13 protein-coding genes are annotated in these 19,908 nt (G+C 40.0%); 10 read left to right on the top strand and 3 right to left on the bottom strand.

What is annotated here, in order from left to right; translation table 11 throughout:
- The first annotated feature begins 45 nt into the window (after nucleotides 1-45).
- From BLQ87_RS01510 to BLQ87_RS01520, 3 genes are all read left to right on the top strand, one after another.
- Entirely contained in the window at nucleotides 46-1,221 is a 1,176-nt protein-coding gene (locus BLQ87_RS01510; protein WP_074604295.1) for a DUF5000 domain-containing lipoprotein, read from the top strand.
- A 40-nt stretch (nucleotides 1,222-1,261) separates the two neighbouring features.
- Entirely contained in the window at nucleotides 1,262-2,329 is a 1,068-nt protein-coding gene (locus BLQ87_RS01515) for a DUF4998 domain-containing protein (RefSeq protein WP_074604297.1), read from the top strand.
- Between the two features lie 341 nt (nucleotides 2,330-2,670).
- Entirely contained in the window at nucleotides 2,671-5,370 is a 2,700-nt protein-coding gene (locus BLQ87_RS01520; RefSeq protein ID WP_074604299.1) for a glycoside hydrolase family 38 N-terminal domain-containing protein, read from the top strand.
- An 87-nt stretch (nucleotides 5,371-5,457) separates the two neighbouring features.
- Here the strand turns inward: BLQ87_RS01520 and BLQ87_RS01525 are convergent, their stop codons facing one another.
- Nucleotides 5,458-6,579, bottom strand: coding sequence for a nuclear transport factor 2 family protein (locus BLQ87_RS01525; RefSeq protein WP_074604301.1), 1,122 nt, complete (start codon nucleotides 6,577-6,579; stop codon nucleotides 5,458-5,460).
- A 500-nt stretch (nucleotides 6,580-7,079) separates the two neighbouring features.
- On the opposite strand from BLQ87_RS01525, the gene BLQ87_RS01530 reads away from it, so the two are divergent.
- Genes BLQ87_RS01530 through BLQ87_RS01540 form a run of 3 tightly spaced genes read left to right on the top strand, consistent with a single transcriptional unit; the run spans nucleotide 7,080 to nucleotide 9,209 of the window.
- Nucleotides 7,080-7,886: a hypothetical protein gene (locus BLQ87_RS01530; protein ID WP_074604303.1), complete on the top strand. Its 807-nt coding sequence runs from the start codon at nucleotides 7,080-7,082 to the stop codon at nucleotides 7,884-7,886.
- Nucleotides 7,876-8,589, top strand: a complete 714-nt coding sequence (locus tag BLQ87_RS01535) for a hypothetical protein (protein WP_074604306.1) — start codon at nucleotides 7,876-7,878, stop codon at nucleotides 8,587-8,589. The genes BLQ87_RS01530 and BLQ87_RS01535 overlap by 11 nt, the downstream gene beginning before the upstream one ends.
- 38 nt (nucleotides 8,590-8,627) lie before the next feature.
- Nucleotides 8,628-9,209: a hypothetical protein gene (locus tag BLQ87_RS01540; protein ID WP_074604308.1), complete on the top strand. Its 582-nt coding sequence runs from the start codon at nucleotides 8,628-8,630 to the stop codon at nucleotides 9,207-9,209.
- 422 nt (nucleotides 9,210-9,631) lie between these two features.
- Here the strand turns inward: BLQ87_RS01540 and hepC are convergent, their stop codons facing one another.
- The gene (hepC, locus tag BLQ87_RS01550) at nucleotides 9,632-11,608 is read right to left on the bottom strand and encodes a heparin-sulfate lyase HepC (protein WP_074604310.1); all 1,977 of its coding nucleotides are present in this window, start codon (nucleotides 11,606-11,608) and stop codon (nucleotides 9,632-9,634) included.
- A gap of 1 nt (nucleotide 11,609) precedes the next feature.
- Nucleotides 11,610-12,824, bottom strand: a complete 1,215-nt coding sequence (locus tag BLQ87_RS01555; protein WP_074604313.1) for a glycoside hydrolase family 88 protein — start codon at nucleotides 12,822-12,824, stop codon at nucleotides 11,610-11,612.
- A gap of 336 nt (nucleotides 12,825-13,160) precedes the next feature.
- Here BLQ87_RS01555 and BLQ87_RS01560 point away from each other — a divergent pair, with 336 nt between their 5' ends.
- From BLQ87_RS01560 to BLQ87_RS01575, 4 genes are read left to right on the top strand one after another with little or no spacing between them, the layout of a single operon-like run.
- A complete protein-coding gene (locus BLQ87_RS01560) occupies nucleotides 13,161-13,880 on the top strand; it encodes a ferritin-like domain-containing protein (RefSeq protein WP_074604315.1) in 720 nt (239 codons plus the stop codon).
- A gap of 9 nt (nucleotides 13,881-13,889) precedes the next feature.
- Nucleotides 13,890-14,810: a ferritin-like domain-containing protein gene (locus tag BLQ87_RS01565; protein WP_074604317.1), complete on the top strand. Its 921-nt coding sequence runs from the start codon at nucleotides 13,890-13,892 to the stop codon at nucleotides 14,808-14,810.
- Nucleotides 14,811-14,857: 47 nt separating this feature from the next.
- Complete coding sequence (locus BLQ87_RS01570; RefSeq protein ID WP_074604319.1) at nucleotides 14,858-18,025, top strand: SusC/RagA family TonB-linked outer membrane protein; 3,168 nt, start codon at nucleotides 14,858-14,860, stop codon at nucleotides 18,023-18,025.
- Nucleotides 18,026-18,036: 11 nt separating this feature from the next.
- The gene (locus tag BLQ87_RS01575) at nucleotides 18,037-19,902 is read left to right on the top strand and encodes a RagB/SusD family nutrient uptake outer membrane protein (protein WP_074604321.1); all 1,866 of its coding nucleotides are present in this window, start codon (nucleotides 18,037-18,039) and stop codon (nucleotides 19,900-19,902) included.
- Nucleotides 19,903-19,908 lie beyond the last annotated feature (6 nt).

A 19,908-nucleotide genomic window follows, 5' to 3' on the forward strand; every position in this document is an offset into this window, starting at 1 on the left:
GCTCAGTTTAAACATAAATTATTTAATAATTTAATCTTAAGTATAATGAAACGATTAATAAATAGATTGTGCATCGGGATGCTGGTTGTAGGAGCTATACAAGCCTGTAAACAATCAGATATAGCCCCAATAGTAAATGACGGGGTAGCACCCGGTGCAGTAACGGGGGTAACCGTAACAAACCTTAGCGGGGCTGCCACCTTAAAGTACAGTCTGCCTTCAGATCCTGATGTACTGTATGTAACGGCAGTATACAAAACCAAGCAGGGAGTGGAAAGAGAGACCAAGGTAAGTTATTACAACAATACGATAACGGTGGTCGGCTTTGCAGATACCGACCCTTATGAAGTGAAATTGTATGCAGTTGATAAAGGCGGAAATATATCTCAGCCGACATCCGTTACTGTTAACCCGCTAATACCACCCTATAAAGTAGTTCGTAATAGCCTGAAAGCAATAGCTAACTTTGGTGGTATTGATGTGAGTTTTCAAAACGCGACTGAGGCTGACATAGCTATGGTCGTTATAGCCCCCAATGCCCTGGGTGACTTTACTACCCTTAATACCAATTATACGACTTTAAAGCAGGGGATGTTTATGACAAGAGACCTGAAAGCAGAGGAAACAAAGTTTGGTGTTTATGTGCGGGACAGATGGGGCAATATTTCTGATACCTTAAACGTAACGCTTACGCCTATATACGAAGAACGGTTAGACCGGACAAAGATGAAAGCATTGGTGTTGCAAACAAATACAGATTCGCCTACAGGTTATGGTGGATCAATAGCTGGTCTTTTTGATGGGAGTCTGACTGGTGGAATGTACCATACCGGCGATGCGGGGAGAATGCCTCAATGGTTTACTTACGACATGGGCGTCAGCGCTAAATTAAGCCGTATGTCCTGGTGGATGAGACAAGGGTTTTATTATAATCTGCACAGTCCAAGGAAAGTGGAGATATGGGGCTCAAACAATCCCAGTCCGAATGGAAGTTTTGATGGCTGGGTAAAGTTGACCGATTACGAGCAGATTAAACCTTCAGGCTTGCCAAACGGACAGTTGAGTACGGCAGATAATGATGCGGCCAATGCAGGTGAAACTATTACCATACCATTAGATGCACCGAAAGTGCGTTACATCAGGTTTAAAACGCTGAGCAATTGGTCCAGTGGTACATATGTTCAGATTTTTGAAATTGCCATGTGGGGTAATCCGCAATAGCAGCATCTAACAGAATGAAAATTATTCAATCAATTAAATCATGGAAAAGATAAAATATTTGATTTATCCTTTTCTTATTGTGGCAGGATTATGTGTAATCTCTTGTACAAAAGAAAACGATTATAAAAAATTTACAAAAGACGGGGAAATTACTTATCCGGGGAAGGCAAGTAATGTTATTGCTCAGGCAGGAAATAAGCGGGTTCTATTAAGAGTGGTATTGGGACCGGACCCTGCAATCACAAAAATAAAGACGTATTGGAACAGTAGGGCTGATTCTTTAGAAACACCTGTGGTAAGAAGCAATGGGGATACGGTAAATATCTTTGTTACTCAGCATCTGAACGAGGGTACAAATAATTTTGAGGTGTACACCTATAATAATAAAGGTAGCAAATCGGTCGTAACCAATGTGTCCGGAGGGATGTTTGGCGATAACTACCTGAGCACCGTACCGACAACCAACAGGCCAATTGCCTCGGTTCAGCTAAGTGCTTATCCGAAGGCCATAATTACATGGGGTAATGCGTTGACAAGTGAACAGTTTATCGAAATAAAGTATACTGACATAAACGGAGTAGCTAAAACGCTTCTTGTTCCCTCGCAGCCCATAACCACAGTGCCTAACTATAAATCCGGAACTGATATTACCTATCGTTCTTTATATGCGCCGGAGGCGACGGCCTACGATATGATGTCAGTTGCTCCCGGCACAGTAGATCTGACCAAGGGAACCTATTCAGCTGTTACATTGGGTTATTTTTATCATCCTACGAGTAAAAGAATACTTGGTGCTACAAAAGCCTGGGTTCCAAGCGGAGCAAATGGTATAATTATAGATTTAGCTGACCTGGGTAGTAGTGGCTACAAAGCCTTAATCGTTACTAACCCTGATAATACCTTAACCATTACTGCTGCTCCGGGCGCTGCAGGTGCTCCGTATACGATGTTTACTTCGGGTTTACCAACGCCTTATACAGCTGGCTGGTTAAGTTCGGCAGAGTGCAACAATACGTATGATCCGGCTACCAAAACTTATAAAGTAAGGTATGGTTATAGTGGAGCTGACGGCTATCGTGTTGCTGAAGAGATTATTGTACTTAACTAAATTTTATCCCGGGGAATTTGAAACCTTGGGGTATAAATTTTATAACCATTAAAGAATTAATATTTTGAATACCCGGGTGTTAAGCCCGGGTATTCTTCAGCCGTTCATGAGTGTTTCTTAAATAAAAGCACTGGAAATGTGTGAATCCATTAAATCAATAATTGTCCTGTTGCTGGAAAACAAGACGTAAATCGTAAACTATTTTCCATTGTTATTTGATGGTGATAAAGAGTTGGAAGGACTGGGAAAGATGGTCCCCAAGGTTAATGATAAAGAGTTGTATTTTTAAGATAATAAGAATGAGATCGTTGAGTTCAGAAGCAGCTATAATATAAAAGAACATGAAATATATAAAGCTATTTTTTTTGTTATTTTTTAGTCTAAAATCGGTTGGACAAAATAAAATAACCGCAGTTAAAAAAATAAATCCAAATGTTAAGGAGGTCATCGTAGTTTTTAAAACGCATTTTGATATTGGTTATACCCATCGGGTAAAAGATATTGTGCAATACTATCGTACTGAGATGATTGATAAAGCATTGAATATCATGGATCAAACCAAAGACTTACCTAAAGAACAGCAGTTTGCCTGGACTGCTCCGGCCTGGGTGATGGCCAAAGTTTTAGAAGACTGGCCGGGACAAACAAAGGAGCGGCGTCAACGATTGGAAGATGCTTTTAGAAAAGGGCGTTTTGTAACTCATGCAATGCCATTCTCAGTTCAATCACAGATAATGTCACCGGAAGATGTAGCAAGGTCTTATGAATCGTCATCTTTCGTTAACCATAAATATGGATTGTCATTGCCCTGGGCTGCTAAAATGACCGATGTGCCTTCTCAGGCAAGCGTATTAGCGACCGGATTGGGACAAGGTGGAGTGAAATTTATGCATATCGGAAGCAATTGGCCTAGTCCTTATGTAAATTATCCTCCTCTTTTTTGGTGGCAGGGGCCTGATGGAAGTCGCGTTTTGACCCTTTATTCGCACGATTACGGAACTACTCTTGGCCTGGGTTTTGAAACATGGGGTGAAGATGATCCTACTATTGGTCGAAACCTTATTCCGCCAGCGGACTGGCCTTATCCGGTATGGCCTGCCATTTTTGTAACTTCTGATAATTCCGGGCCCCCAAGTGCTAAGGCTGTAAAAGAATTATTTGATGAGATTGCTAAAAAGATGCCTGATGTAAAGGTTAGGGTAGGAAGGCTTGAAGATTTTGCCGCCGAAATTCAAAAAATGCAGCTTAAATTACCTGTTGTTAAAGCCGAGGCACCTGATACCTGGATCCATGGAAATATGGGCGATCCTGGCGGGATGAAGATCTCCCGTAATATTAACCCGCTAATACCTGCTGTAGAGGGGTTAAATACTCAGCTAAAAAACTGGAATGTAGCGGTCACGGATCCAACGAAAGATATCTCCAGGGCTTATGAAAATGTTTTACTTTATGCTGAACATACCTGGGGCGGTGCAAGTTCTGTCGATAAATACGGAGAAGCATTTAAAAAACTGTCGCCTGATCGTTATAAAGATCTTGAAGGATCATGGGAAGATAAGACAGACTATATTCGGACAACAGAGGGTATTGTAAAACCGATGCTGGCAACAAACCTTCAGGTTTTAGCTCAAAACGTCAAACTTAAAGGTAAACGTTTTGTCGTCTATAACCCATTGTCATATACCCGGTCGGAATGGGTTGAAGCAGGCAATGATGGCAAATTTATTTATGCGCAGCATATTCCGGCTTCCGGTTATAAAACATTTACTGAAAAAGATCTGAGGGAAAGTAATCCAACCGTTTCCAATTCAAATAAGATTGAAAATAAATACTTTACAATTAAATTTGATGCTGCCCGGGGTGTTATTTCATCACTTATTGATAAACGAACCGGCCGGGAATGGGTTGATGCTAATGCCAAAGAGGGCTTAGGGCAATACATGAATGAACGGTTTACTTATGAACAAACGGTAAAATATGTAACGGATTATCAAGGTAACCGTGCGATAGGTAAAAATGGCAACTGGCTTCATCCTGGTTTATATAAACCGGGGATGATCTCAGAAAAACAAGTTCCATATCGTGAAGCTTTATCTAAAAATGGCAGGTTGAATATCACTAATGACGGACATCAGCAAACAGCCATAATTGATATGCCTGCTGATACGGCAAATCATTTTCCTGCTTCCTCTTTAAGGGTAACTCTAACAAATGACCAGGCATTTGTTGATATGGAAATTACCATCAAAAACAAGGCAAAAGACAACTGGCCGGAAGCAGACTGGTTCTGTTTTCCATTTAAAGTGAATTCACCTAAATTCACAGTGGGGAATTCTTTAGGTGTAATGGATCCTTCCAAAGATATTATGGAAGGTGCAAATAAAGATTTATATGCTGTAGGTGCCGGACTTACCATTACCGATCAGGATGGATCCGGGATTGCTTTTTCTCCGTTTGATCATCCATTGGTTAGTCTGGACAGACCAGGAATTTGGAAATTTTCTAAAGATTTTGTCCCTAAAAAATCAGTTGTTTATCTTAATCTTTATAATAATCAGTGGAATACCAATTATCGTTACTGGTACACAGGTACCTGGAGTTCTAAGGTCAGAATTTGGACTTTTACCAAGAACAGCACAAACGAATCCAGATTGGTAACCCCATCTTTCGAAGCGCGTACTCCATTATTGATCGCAGAAGCAGATGGTAAAGCAGGTAATTTACCGCTTGAACAGTCTGGCATTTCTGTTTCCAGAAAGGGCATACAGATTACAGCCTTTCGCCATGATACCAAAGATAACCCGGTATTTGCAACAGCCCCGGCCGATAAAAAAAATACTTTACTGCGGCTATGGGAACAGGGCGGGATTTCCGGGAATGTTACGGTTCTGTTTCCAAAGGGGGTAGTTTATACCAGGGCTATTCCTGTTAATCTTCGTGGCGAGGTAATTGGTAAACCTATTCGTGTTATTGCAGGTAAACTGTCTTTCAACCTTAAAGCGTATGCGCCTGCCAGTTTTGTTTTGAGTGCAGGTTCTTAGAGAAAAAAAGCTTTCTGCTAACGTTCTGCCAGTAGGTGATGATCGGGGATAAGTAAATCTAAATCCCCGACTATTACCTATAAACCATCATTCATTTTTTGCACCATTTATTAATTCTATAATCTTTAAAGCTACGCCGCTAGACGATTGAAAATTTTGTCCGGTGACTATTCTTCCGTCGGTTTCTACATGTGAGGCGTTACGAGGAGAAAACTTAAAAACGCCGCCTCTTTCTTCAATTGTCTTTTGAATCAGGAATGGAAAGTGCTTAAAATAATCTCCATCTTGCTTTTCGAATGAATCAGGGTAGCCACTAATTTTTTTTCCTGATACCAAGTAGTTCCCGTCATTTGTTTTTAAGTTTACAATTCCTGCGGTTCCATGACAAACGGAAGAGATAATGCCCTTATTTTCTTCATATACTTTTAAAGCAATAGTTTGAATTTCTTTATTTTCAGGCACATCATACATTGCAGCTCCACCACCAATGTAATGAACAGCTTTATAGTTTTTTGAATCAATTTCTTCAGGTTTTTTAGTGTTTTTCATGGCATACATAAAATCCGGGTCAAATAAATATTGCTTTTGCAAAGTGTCGGATGTGTTGATATAAGCCAACGGAATGCTTCCACCTTTCGGGCTTACAAAATCGACGGTGTATCCTGCTGTTTTAAAGGTATGGTAGGCGTTTACTATTTCAGAAAAACTATTGCCTGTTGCTAAGATTGATTTACCATAATAATGAGCATTAGAGACGATGAACAGGATATTCCGTCCGGATTTATTAGTATTGATGCTACTTGCAGATTTGCTGATTATTTTCCATTCGCCTTGAATCTTTTTGAGTAGAAACATATCCATAAATTCTAATTTTTTGTCAGGTATTAATATTTCTGCCTTAGCCAAAGCGATATTGTTGTTTAGTTCAATTGAAATAATTCTGCCTATTCGACCATTAAACTGCCCCTGGTCGCCTTTTTTAAACCATTTGGTGTACTCGCTGGCCGGCACAATCCATAGGTCCTTGTCTTTATGACTTAAAAATAGATTGGCTTCGGGATAGAATGCCTTTTCGATGTGATCGGGTTTATTGTAAGAAGTTCCATCAATGTAATTTTGAATACATTTCTTAATTGAGATCTCTTCTGTTTGTGCCAATAAATAAACTGGCGAAAATAATAGTGCGATAAAATAGATGACTTTCTTCATGAACTTTTTGAAATTTAATTTTTCACAAAGCTATATTTAACAAAATCTCAAGGGTCGTAAGTATATGATTCAGGACTCCTGATTTATAAATCAGGAATCCTGAACCGAGATTTTGTGTAATTGAGAGGTGTTGTTCCTGTGTTTTTTTCCTTTTCAGAATTTACCCACTGGATCACGCACCCAGGCTTTTGTATGGTTTTGATACCTTGGCAGGTAAAGAGAGAATCCATTAGACACTTGTCAGAAATTTTGAGGATAATTAGAGTGGTTTATAAGGATAAAGGATGCTCCAGTTAACCATTTCATTACGAATGATAGTCAAAAATCATCAAATATGCGCTGCTTTTGGGCGAATAATAATTGCCGGATAAACTGCTAAATAATAAGCTTATTTTTAAAGTATATTAAACCTGTTGGGAAATTAAAAATAGTTGTGGTAAGCTTTGCAGGAAGAACAAGCAAACCCATGCAAAATATGCCAATACATTAAGATAATAAATATGAAAACAATTTTTTTATTGACACTTCTACTTTCTTTATCGATAATTAGTGTTGGGCAGAAAAATAATTATCAGAAAAAATTGACCGAACAGATCAAAAAGAACATCAGCTTCGCCAGAAGTTTTGTTTATGCAGAAAACGCAGATTATAATATCGACAGTCTTTGCAAGGTAACGGCAAATAAGGTGGTGAATTTAATGGCAGGCAATAATTATTCGTCAATTTATTATCAAAGTCTCGGTTTAAAGTTATCTGCAGAGCGTAAGGACAAAAAAGCCATTAAAATTTACAATTTTGGTTATGATTGTGGCGGAACGAGGAGATTGATTACCCATCCTATTATTCAATGGAAAAATGAATACGGCAAAATCTTTGCTTACAATTTATCTTCAAAGATTAATTGCGATTTTTTCAAAATACATCAACTCAGAAGCCAATCGCGTATTCTATACTTATTAATTGGAGTAGAGGCAGGTGATGGTAATTGTTATCAAGGCATAGCATATGTTGTTGAGATTAAGGGTGATTATTTAATCGTAAATAATCCAATTTTTGTTAATCGACCTTTCCTGAATTTATGTAACAGAGAATTTGAATTCGACACTAAAACACAGGTTTTAACTAGTTTCTTGGGACATCCCTCAGTTCCATCTCCCCTAAAATATGCTGTAGAAGGTCAAGGCGATTATTCAAAAGATAAAATGGCCAATATAAAATTAACAGTATTAATAGGTGCAGGCTACAATAGCGAACCAAGTATTTTCTATTTAAAATTTAACGGGCATAAGTTTGTCAATGAAAATTAAAGACATGAAGATTTCGAAATTACAAATTGGGCTCATTTTTTTTATCGCAAGCTATTTGACAAATGATCACCCAAAAGTTGACGCTGCAATTGTTATTTCTGATACATTGAAGGAAAACAGTAGGAATCATAAAATAGAAAGAAATGTATTTGTTGATGCGCTGACATGGCATAATGACGCTTTGTATAATAACCTTGAACTAAATCTTACTGAAATATCGAAGCATGAGTTTCAATCCTGCATCGGGAAATATAAAACAAGTTGTGTTTTGGATTCCGGAAAATTTATCAGTGGCTCAGGCCTTTATGTAATGCACAATGGTAAAGAAACTTTTGAAACTTACCTGGCAGAAAAGAATACAAATAGAAAAATGTTAATTCCTTCAACCTATGATGCAGGAATATTAAAGATGTTACTTTCTCCATCGTGTAATCAGCTAGTAGTTTGTTCATCATATGATGGCCCTGATTATGAAAACTATTATGAATACAGAGCAGAAATTTTTTTATTCAATGTTTCAACGGGAATCGGGTTAAAAGGAATAACACCTGCGCTTAATTATTATACCAAAGATTGGTCAATTAATGATTTGACCTGGGTTGACGAGCATACTATAGCGCTTGAATTGTATAATGGAACACGGACGGGTAATGAAGAGAATTTAAAATTCAGGTATTTCAAGTCAAATTTAAAGGGGAAATAGCAGTGAATGAAACGAATTAATAATTAGAGATAAACAGTATGAGAAAATCATTGATAACATTAATTTTTCTATTCACTCAGTTAGTTGTTTTTGGGCAAAATAAATTATTAAAAGATCTTGATAATGATCGTATAATAGATACTGTATATGTTGACTCAACAAAATATACAATCGTTTGTAAACTATCCACAAAAAATTACAATGCAATATCAAGCAAACCTATTGAGATTTTGAATTTTATGTCAGGCGTTATTGAAACAAAAAACGGTTTTGAATTTTTTAACGACTGGATGCGTGCTGGTTATAAAAATCAATTTAGATACAACACTAAAACAAAGAAAATACAATTAATTGGTATGAGCAGATATGAATTTGGGAATGCTGTTAACGACGGAAGTGGTGAGTCCAGTGTCAATCTTTTAACTGGAGATTATATTGGAAATTGGAATTATTATGAGATGGATAAAGATGAGTTAATCAAAATACCAACTATAAAAACTAAAATGAAGTTTAGTCTGATAAATTTAGAAGACTTTGGAGAAGAAATCTATTTTGGCTATTCTAAAAGCTGTGCTGAATTATTTTATAAACACAAGAAAATAAAAAAGACTAAAAAATAACTACTGTCAGCTCGATGGCTTATGTGAATGTCTGAGTTACAGGAGTCAAAGACTTATGGAGTATTGATTATGACATCCGGTTGCTTCGGCAGAGTTTAATTATTACTATAGAATGATTTAAAACAAAAAAGCCTGAAATCTTACAATTCCAGGCTTTCTGTAGGTTTTGATACCTTGGCGGAGAGTGGGGATTCGAACCCGCGGTGCTTTTGACAAGTTAACAGTTTTCAAGACTGCCGCAATCGACCACTCTGCCAACTGTCCGCCGCTGAAGTACGAATACAAAGCGGTTTTACAAATTTTGATTTGTGCTTTACCGCCTTTGTATTGATCTTGAGTCTATTTAAATAGATTATCAGCTGTGAAGCTAGCTGGGCAAGAAATAGCATTAACAGAGGATCGATTTATTCATTTCCTTGTTTTTAAGGATTGAGTTTTGTTTCTATTTTTTGTTTGGTTCCATTAATAGTAATGTTAATATTGAGGTTACCTTTCTCCGGATCATTCCCAGCGTTTTCTGAAATGCTGATTTCCGGCGAAGTATCACCTTCATAAGGATAGATAATCGTGATAAATCTTTGCATAGTAGCATCACTTTTAGATTTTTCAAACACAAACGCAGGCCTTGGTACTTCCTTTCTGTATACATACGAAACCTTACCCTGTTCTTCATTCAATCTTACCTTATCGGTGTTTAGCGACTGTATTAAAAGATTGTTCCCGTCTGAATAGGTCGTATGTACCTGGTTTATTGCAGTGTTAAAAACTGGTTTGCTATCTTCCTTAAGCTGGAAATGCACTCCGAGATTTCCGGTTGCTCTGCCGATTGCTTTATCAATAATCAGAAAGTATTTTTGGTTGATGAAAAGTACGCTACGTTGGTGATTCAGTTCAGGATAACTGGGATTGGTGTAGGTCAAAACATCCAGGGTCTTTCCGGTTTCCCATTTGTTTAGCATGGCCTTTGTAATCACCATATTTTTGTTGTCGAGCGTTAAAGTCTGGTGTACTTTAGTTTGACGGTATTCTTCTCTGAGTTTATTGATCTCAGCATCACCACTGTACACATACACTCCTCCATCTGGTGTAAAGTTGCGTCCCTTAACCCAAAGCTCAAAAGTGCCATTATCAGGCTGGGCATGGAATTCTCCCGGCGGACTAGCCTTTAAGATCATCACGGTCGACTGATCATTCCATCCGTTTCTAAAAGTGTAAGAACCTCCCGTAGTTAAGCCATGTGACAAATAGGCGGGCGATTCTCCTTCTTTGCCTTCTGTAGCAAAATATCTAATGACGTTATTTTGAGGGAAAGCTTTAGCCCAGCTTTGAAACTGCTTGATTCTTCCAGCTTTTTCCACTAGCCATGAATCGCCAAACATAGGGGTATTGTAATCGGGAAAGGAGCTGTTGATGGTCGCAATGATCATGTTTTCAATTGTCTTGCTATAGCTTTCAGGGAATTCATTTTCTACACTGGTCATCTTTGCTGCATTATAGGCTTTTAAGAAGATGTCTATGGCCGCTACGTGGTACACTGGAGAAAGTTCAAATTGCATACCATCGGGATAAACCTGTTTCTTTATTTCCTTGTTTAAAACTGTGATTCCACTTTTCCTCCAGGAAAGGGCATCTTTAAATTCAGGAAAGAAGGAACCGGCAAAGAGTACACGTTGCGCTTCGAACAAAAGATGATTGCCCAACTTCGAGTAACGTGAAGGAATATAATCAGCTTGCTGGTGAAAACTTTGTAAAAATTCCAGTAAAAAGCCAGGTGTAAAATTTGGAGAATTTAGAAAAAGGTTGAAAGTACCGGGTAAGCTTTGTATCCGTTCTGATGCTTCCAAAGGTCGCCAGGCATATCTGTCGTTATCATCCGATAAGCCCAAAGGATTTTTTTTTACCCAGTCGCGAAACTGATAGACCCATTCTTTTGCATATTTTTCATCGCTGCTGCTACGGTAGGCGAGGCCCATAGGCTGCCACCAGTACACGCGGTGTAACTGCCAGCGTACTTCATTGTCTTTTACCGGCCACAATTGCCAGTTGATGTCTTTTCCATAATCAAAAAAGCCATAGCCTTTATGAGGTTGAAACTTGTGTTCCAGGGCCAGATCTGCCTTTTCCTGATTAGCTTTACCAATAGATTTACCTTTAAAACGATTTTCATCACCTGCATTGAACTCAGGATGTCTTATCTTTTTTCGATTCCTGTAATAGCTCAGCAGTTCAGTAGCTGCATTTTCGTATTTTCCCGTTGAATAAAGCTGGTTCACTTTCTCTAATCCAGGATAGCTGAGATCGAGCTTAACAAAGCTTTCTTTAGTAATGGAAGCATCCTGTGCATTTACATGTAGTCCGAAACCAAGGAACAACAGGATTGAAAAAACTCTAAATTTCATGTTATGATTTTGTTAATTGCTTTAAATCTAATTTTTTTATCTCAGCATAACGCTTTAGGGCTTCCAGATAATAGTAATCCGCATAGTCCAGCGGGGTGTCAATTTCAGAATTATAGAGGAAAGCACCTACACTATGTTTTAAGATAAAATACCCATTTTCTCCCGGTTTAGCCAGGTAAGCATCAGAAGACAATGATTCCAGGATATCTTCAGCATAATCAAAATACTTTTTGCCATCTTTAACTTCGGTACTTAAGTTCAATAATGCTGATGCGATTACAGCTGCGGCAGAAGCATCTCTGGGCGCCCGTTCTTCAGTATCAAGGGCATTATGGACATCAAAATCCCAAACAGGAACTTTATCCTTAGGCATTTTTGGATGGTTCATGATAAAAGCTGCAATGTGTTCCGCCTGATCCAGAAACTTTTGTTCTTTGGAATTGGCATAACACATGGCATATCCGTATAATCCCCATGCCTGTCCGCGGGCCCAGGCAGATTCATCTGTAAGACCCTGATGAGTGGCTTTTCTCAATACTTTTCCGGTTGTGGCGTCATAATCTACAACATGATAAGAGCTGTGGTCCTTTCTGAAATGATTTTTCATCGTAGTTTTAGCATGACCATCGGCAGCCTGGGTGTAGGCCGGTTGCTTAAATTCCTTGGCGGCCCAGTACAGGTATTCCAGATTCATCATGTTGTCGATAATTACCGGGTAATGCCACCAGGCGAAATCCCAGGAACGGATTACACCCACTTTAGGGTTGTACCTTGCAAAGAGATGTTTTGCGCCATCGGATAGTGCAGGCAGATAGTTTTTATCTCCGGTGATGCGATATGCATTTCCATAAGAACAATAGAGCATAAAACCCAGATCATGGGTGTTGGTCAGGTAACGAACAGAGTCTAAAGCCAGCGTAAAACGTTTGGCATCAGCAGCCAGTTCTGCTTCTCCTGTGAGTTCATAACCATACCATAGCGAACCAGGAAAAAAACCGGTAGTCCAGTCCTTGTAAGGCGCCAACCTAACTGTACCGTCAGGATTAACTGAGCGGGGATTTTTTCCGGGCTTGTAAGTATTGGAAGCTTTCTTTAATTGGTAGGAAATAACATCTGTGGTTTTTTTTAGCCATTGAGGTACGTCTTGCTGTCTGGTGCTGGAGTAAGCATTTAAAGCAAGAGCACTAGCCAGCAGTATGCTAAGGGCTTTTTTCATAATATTTAAGTTTGGTTGTTTTGTGTGAGGTAATGACTCGCATTTTTAGCAACCGTGAAATTAAGCTGGCGGGAAGAAAGAGACTTTTGATTTTTGCTATAAATATTTTGAAATTGTCCAAATCAGTTTTTTAACCAAATTTGATACCATTTTCAACAAATTTAAAAGCCTAAGTTCGGTAATCCAGTTACATTCGTTTCTGTCAAATCAAACCAAATACTAACCAACAATTATAGGGAACAGGGGAGGGCCGTAAATTGTCGTTGGCTATAAGCCAGGGTAGCTGGGGAAATTTGATCACAACCTATACAATCTAACCAAATAATTAACCAAATTATGGCAAGAGATCTGGAAAAAATCGAAGCCGGGGACACTCTTTTCTTAAAAGAGCGGTTGCTGCGCAGGCAATTTTTAAAATTTACAGGGGCTACAGTAGTCGTCGGGATGGGACTAAGCTGTAGAAAGGAAGTCGATTCACCATCAGCTCCGGCGATCAATACTGATCATACGATCGACTTTAAAAGCGATGCTGGATTGTTAAATTACATTTATGCTTTAGAACAATTAGCAGCTGCATTTTATATTAAAGTACTGGAAGCCCCTGCAGCTGACTTTACCGCTGTTCAAATGGCCTTTTTAAATGATATTAAGCTGCATGAGATCGCGCACCGTGAGTATTACAAAAACTTCCTTGGAATTGCAGGGATCGGTAAACTGGAATTTAATTTGTCTGCAATTGACACCAGTTCTGCGCTTTCAGTGCTGACAGCAGCCAAAGCGTTTGAAGATCTTGGCGTAGCGGCCTATAATGGTGCCTTGCTACGTGCTCAGAGCAACTACAGCTTTGTGATATTGAGCCAGATTGCTTCGGTGGAAGCACGTCATGCAGCCTGGATACGAAATCAGATTTCTACTGATAGCTTTGCTGATCTGAAAGAACTGTCTGCCCTGGGGGCAATTGCTGCCGATGGTCTGGATGTCCTGTCAGATCCTGCTCAGGTTCTGGCACAGGTGACTAAGTATATCAGCACAAAACTCAATGTCATTAACTTATAAAATGCCCGTATGAATATCCTTAATATTTTATCAGAACTTGAAAAAGTGGATGCAGAGCGCTATGAGCACTTAAGTCCACGTCGCAGTGCGATGAAAGACTTTTTCCATTGGGCAAAAAAAGTAACCCTGGTATCACTACCTTTAAATGCCGGTAACCTGTTTGGGCAAGCCTTTGGACAAAGCACTTCAAATTCCTCGGTGGACGCACTGAACCTACTGCTGACGGTAGAATACCTGTCCTTTAATTTTTACCAAAATGCTTTAGTCAAAACACCTGCCCTGATTCCGGATAGTGCCAAACCAGTTTTCAATATAATACAGGAACAGGAACAAGCGCACATCAACCTGTTGATCAAAAAGATTCAGAGTTTAGGTGGCACACCAAGAGCTGCCATGCCTTATGAAGCGTTTGATTATACAAAGGTGAATGTCAATGTGAATACTAATTATGCGACTTTCCTTCGTACGGCGATGACCATCGAAGATTTTAGTGTAAGGGTTTATAAAGGTCAGGCAATAGTGTTGTTGGCAGAAAAAACAGTGTTGCAGTCTGTAGTCCAGATTCATACCATTCAGGCCCGCCACTCCGCTCAACTGCGCAAAATGGTCTATGATCAGCAAATTGCAAACCTTAAGAATTTAAGACCCTGGCCGAGCAACAGAAAGACAGATGCCGGTGTTGTTGACGATACGAACTACAATGATTCCACCGTAGGAACAGTCAGCGCGGTTTACTTCCGTGATGATGCAACCCTTGCGAATGCAGAGAATAAAATCATTCAGTCTGGACAGCAGCTGACAGGCTTAAATGGATTTAAAGAAATTACTCCCTCTGCAGCAGCAGAGTCTTTTGATGAATACCTGCAAACTGCCACAGTGAAGACAATAGCGAATACCATATATTTAAAAGATGGCTATAAATTCGGCTAAATTTACCGCCAGACCAACCATCTCTCTAAACCAAGAAAGGACCTAAAATGAAACAAACCCTACTTATATTATGCTTACTATGCTTTTTTACGCGATTGCACGCACAAAATGTAATTACTGTAAAAGGAGTAGTAAGAGACGGGACTAACCAACCCATTCCAGGAGCAACGATCAGGGAAAAAGGAGGTAAAAATGCAGCTGTATCTTCAGGAAATGGTACTTATCAGATTAAAGTGCCAGGAAATGCCAGCCTTGAATTCAGGTTTATAGGCTCTAAAACTGTCGAAATTAAAGTAAATAACAGAACCAATATTGATGTCAGGTTAATTGACGATGCCAATAACCTGAATGAAGTAGTGGTTACCGGTTATGGCCAGGAGACAACCAGAGGTGGCCTTACCGGCTCTGTGTCTTCGATCAGCGGAACTGAACTTGCAAAAACACCAGTGCAGAATGTGGCACAAGCCCTACAGGGGCGTATCGCAGGTATGCAGGTAACGATGGGTAGCGGTGATCCGGGAGCAGCACCTTCCATTAAAATCAGAGGCGGAACCTCCATTACCCAAAGCAACGATCCATTATATGTGGTTGATGGTGTTCCACAGACTGATGGACTTGCTTTTCTGGACCCAATGGATATAGAGTCCATTGACGTATTAAAGGATGCATCAGCTACGGCAATATATGGCGCACGTGGTGCGAATGGTGTGGTACTGGTTACCACTAAAAAGTTAAAGAGCGGAAAGACCACGATCAGTTACGATGGTTATGTGGGGGCAAGGGTGACCAGCCGTTATTTACCTGTTCTGAATCCACTCCAATATGCACAGTATACTTACGAAAATTCTGCGCGTGATGCAGGCCGTTTAACCCGCTTTATATCCACCTTCGGTTCTTATGATTCTTTACAGATCAATTATGGAAACAGACCGGGAATCAACTGGCAGGATGAGGTGCTTGGTAAGACCGTGATGAACCAATACCATAAGATCAGCATCAACGGGGGCTCCGATGAGATCAGGTATAACCTGTTTTACTCTAAAAACAACAATGACGGACTTTTGCTGAATAGCGGTGCCAATAAAGACATTGCGAAACTTACGGTGGTTAACAATATCGGTAAAAAAGCGGTGGTTACAGGGATCGTCAATTATTCTAATCAGGCAATTTATGGAACCGGAGGTACACAGACAGGAGGAAATGCAAGGCTGAGTTTTTTACAGACTTTACTGCAATACAGGCCGGTAAACAGCAAAAGGAATGATGATTTTGATTTATTGGACGATGTTGTCGATGCTTTTGACAATCAGGGAAGCCCCGCATTTCAAAGCCCCTTGATTGCCTTGAATTCGCGAAAGATGCAGCAATCTGTTAAAAGTCTGAACGCGAGCGCAACGGTCAAATACAATCTTTTCAAAAAGCTTACTTACAACGGTTTGCTGAGTTATAGCAGTCAGACGGATAAGCAAAAGATATTTATTGATGCAACGAATATCCAGGCCATACGTGCCGGTGGACCAAATGGGAGCATCAGTGATATCCTGACCAACCGCTTATCTTATAATAATGTAATTACCTATGCCAATACCTTTGCAAAAGACCATAAAATGGATGTCTCACTGGGACAAGAATACATTTATAACTATCTGGAGCGGTTTGCAGCTAGTGCAAGTGGTTTCCCTGTAGTTAATAATGGATTTGATGATCTTGGTGCCGGAACCATTCCCGGTTTCCCATCATCCTATGCAGAAGATGATAAACTGTTGTCATTCTTTGCCCGGGGAAATTATGGCTATAAAGGACGGTACCTTTTGAGTGCTTCCCTCAGAAGAGACGGTTCTTCAAAGTTTGGATCAGAGAACGTGTTTGGCTATTTTCCATCTGCTGCTGTGGCCTGGAGAATCATTCAGGAACCTTTTATGCACAAGATTAAAATGATCTCAGATTTAAAATTACGTGTAAGTTATGGTAGTTCAGGTAATAACCGTATCGCAAATTATGCAGCCCTAAGTTCATTTGTGACAGGTAACTATGCGCTCAATAACCAGATCGTGAGCTCTGTTTATCAGTCATACCTTGCCAATCCTTTTTTAAAATGGGAAACGGTGGTACAAAGGAACATAGGTTTAGATCTTGGTTTTTTCAGGCAAAGGTTAACACTGACCACAGATGTGTACGATAACCGCTCAAAAGATCTGCTCTACAATACCCGTATTCCGGCAAGTTCAGGCTTTAGTACCCAACTTCAGAACATTGGCGAAACCTCCAGTAAAGGTGTGGAGTTTACCTTAAACAGTGTCAACGTAAAAAATGATCAGTTCTCCTGGAACACCAGTCTGAATATTGCCTTCAGCAGAACAAAAGTGATTAAACTGAGCAATGAGGAGAATTCTCTATTGGTCAGCAGTTATAACAGTGCATTCAATGATTACATCTTGCAGGTAGGGCAGCCGGTAGGTATGATGTACGGTTACATCAGTGATGGGCTTTACCAGGTAAACGATTTCAATTACAATCCGGCCACGAATGCCTATAGCCTGAAACCAGGTATCGTCAATAATGGAAATGTGGTTCAGCCGGGTTTTGCAAAATACAAAGATCTGAGTGGGCCACAGGGTACACCAGATGGTTTGATCAATGACTATGACCGTACGGTTATCGGCAATGCCAATCCTAAATTTTCAGGAGGGGTTAACAATACCTTTAGTTATAAAGGTCTCGACTTGAGTGTATTCCTTGATTTTACTTATGGCAATGACATCTATAACGCGAATATCCAGAACAACCTGGCAGCTTCCGGAGACTATAACAGCAACCTGGCATTTCAGGCCAACCGCTGGACAAATGTGAATGCTGCAGGCCAGTTGGTGACGAGTCCGGTAGAACTCGAAGCCTTAAACAGGGGTAAAAATACAATCGCTTCGATTACCGGAACAACAGCAGGCCGTTTAACCAGTTATGCAATAGAAGATGGCTCATTCCTGAGGATCAACAACATCAGCCTGGGATATACGCTGCCAAAGAAATGGCTGGATAAAATAAAGGTTAAGAACGCCCGTATTTATTTTACCGCTTACAACTTGCATGTGTTTACCAAATATTCCGGCTACGATCCGGAAGTGAGTGTCATCAATAACCCATTAACGCCTGGCGTTGATTTCAGTGCCTATCCGCGCGGAAAATCTTACGTTGCCGGTTTAAATTTATCGCTTTAACAGATCTCAAAATGAAACATACTTATTTAAATATCGGAAAAATCGTACTTGTTGGGCTAATCAGTATCACTCCATTTTTTTCCTGTAAGAAAGCGGTAGAGACGAGTCCATATTCCTCATTTGCATCCGCTAATTTTTTTCAATCGGTGAACGAAGCTTATGCGGCTACACTGGGCATTTACGAAACGATGAAAAGCCCGAATACCTATGCATGGTATATCCCATTGGTTTATGATGCGGATACGGATGTGGAATTCTTATCTCCTGGAAATACGGTGAACGATTTCAGGGAGGTTTCCCATTATTACTATTTAGCAGGAAACTCTTATTTCTATGGGACCTGGTCTACCTTATACAATGGGATTGACCGGGCCAACATTGTCATTGAACGCATCGGGAAAATGGACTTGTACACAGGAGGGACCCCTGCACAAAAAGCAGACTTAAACCGAATGCTGGGAGAAGCTAAATTTTTGCGTGGTTTTTATTATTCAGAACTGATTCGACTTTGGGGGGATGTACCTTTTAAAACGAAGAGTACTGCTGCGGGGGATGAGATGAGATTGCCTTTGACTGATCGCTATATAATTTATAATCAAGTTATTAAAGATATGCAAGAGGCTGTCGAGGTTTTGCCGCAAACTTTGGCAAACGACGAGCGGATTAATAAGTTTGGTGCCAAAGCGATGTTGGCCCGGATCGCACTGTTCGCGGGGGGATATAGTTTAAGATCCGATGGTACCATGAAGCAGGAAGCTGACTACAAAAAATACTATCAGATTGCTCAAACACAGGTGAATGATGTGATTTCTTCCGGTCTTTACCAGTTGAATCCAAGCTATAGCCAGGTTTTTAAAAATCAATCCCAACAGGTTTTTGAACCGAAAGAAAGTCTGTTTGAAGCTTCATTTTATACTCCTGCTGTAACGACAACGAGTAATTCCAGCATTGGGACATTTAATGCGCCATTAACTGCTAATGGCCTTTATGGAAGTACATTGAACAGAACTTTTGTTCCGGCCTCGTTCTATACCAGTTTCCAGGATGGCGATTTGCGACGTGATTTTTCTGTTGCAAGATACAGCCTCGATGTCAATGGAAACAGAGTTCCATTGTTAACCGCCAGACAGGATGAACAATGGACGCCGGGGAAATGGAGCAGAGAGTATCAAAAGAATTCGGCATTGGAAAAAAGTTACACCAATATAAATTATGTGGCTATGCGTTATGCTGATGTACTATTGATGAAGGCTGAAATAGAAAATGAGTTAAACGGGGGGCCAACAGCTGCTGCCTATGATGCCATAAATGCAGTTAGAAGAAGGGCTTTTGGTACGACTACAGCTGGAAGTGGAATCAGTATTGCACTTGGAGCCGGCGGAACAGGATATACCGCTGCTACCACGATCAGTATCACTGGCACAGGAACAGATGCTTATGCAGTTCCTACCATTGTCTCAGGAAAAATTACTGCAATCACGATCCTCAATGCCGGTGGTGGTTACATTGCAGCACCTACCGTGGTTATTAACGGTCCTGGAACCGGGGCAACGGCAACGGCGACCTTATTGCCTAAAAAGAACAATCAGGATGTAGATTTACCTTCAGGACTGGGGCAGGATGCTTTTCTGAAAAGCATACAAAACGAGAGGGCATGGGAGCTTTGTTTTGAAGGCATGCGCCGTGCAGATTTAATCAGGTGGAACTTGTTGGGTGATAAAATCAAAGCTACCCAGGATGCTGTAAAAGCTATTCGCGCATTATACGGATATGAAGCGAATACGAATTTTGTGAAAGGAAAACATGAATTGTATCCTATTCCACAAAATGAGATAGATGTAAATAAGAACATCACCAGACAAAACCCTGGTTTTTAGAGAAAC

The organism is Pedobacter steynii, from assembly GCF_900103665.1.
GTDB lineage: Bacteria > Bacteroidota > Bacteroidia > Sphingobacteriales > Sphingobacteriaceae > Pedobacter > Pedobacter steynii.

Excerpts from the sequence above, each read along its gene's own strand:
- BLQ87_RS01530 (WP_074604303.1), top strand. The coding sequence starts at position 7,080 with ATGAAAACAATTTTTTTATTGACACTTCTACTTTCTTTATCGATAATT.
- BLQ87_RS01520 (WP_074604299.1), top strand. The coding sequence starts at position 2,671 with ATGAAATATATAAAGCTATTTTTTTTGTTATTTTTTAGTCTAAAATCG.
- BLQ87_RS01510 (WP_074604295.1), top strand. The coding sequence starts at position 46 with ATGAAACGATTAATAAATAGATTGTGCATCGGGATGCTGGTTGTAGGA.
- BLQ87_RS01540 (WP_074604308.1), top strand. The coding sequence starts at position 8,628 with ATGAGAAAATCATTGATAACATTAATTTTTCTATTCACTCAGTTAGTT.
- BLQ87_RS01565 (WP_074604317.1), top strand. The coding sequence starts at position 13,890 with ATGAATATCCTTAATATTTTATCAGAACTTGAAAAAGTGGATGCAGAG.
- BLQ87_RS01575 (WP_074604321.1), top strand. The coding sequence starts at position 18,037 with ATGAAACATACTTATTTAAATATCGGAAAAATCGTACTTGTTGGGCTA.
- BLQ87_RS01535 (WP_074604306.1), top strand. The coding sequence starts at position 7,876 with ATGAAAATTAAAGACATGAAGATTTCGAAATTACAAATTGGGCTCATT.
- BLQ87_RS01515 (WP_074604297.1), top strand. The coding sequence starts at position 1,262 with ATGGAAAAGATAAAATATTTGATTTATCCTTTTCTTATTGTGGCAGGA.
- BLQ87_RS01570 (WP_074604319.1), top strand. The coding sequence starts at position 14,858 with ATGAAACAAACCCTACTTATATTATGCTTACTATGCTTTTTTACGCGA.
- BLQ87_RS01525 (WP_074604301.1), bottom strand. The coding sequence starts at position 6,579 with ATGAAGAAAGTCATCTATTTTATCGCACTATTATTTTCGCCAGTTTAT.
- hepC (WP_074604310.1), bottom strand. The coding sequence starts at position 11,608 with ATGAAATTTAGAGTTTTTTCAATCCTGTTGTTCCTTGGTTTCGGACTA.
- BLQ87_RS01560 (WP_074604315.1), top strand. The coding sequence starts at position 13,161 with ATGGCAAGAGATCTGGAAAAAATCGAAGCCGGGGACACTCTTTTCTTA.
- BLQ87_RS01555 (WP_074604313.1), bottom strand. The coding sequence starts at position 12,824 with ATGAAAAAAGCCCTTAGCATACTGCTGGCTAGTGCTCTTGCTTTAAAT.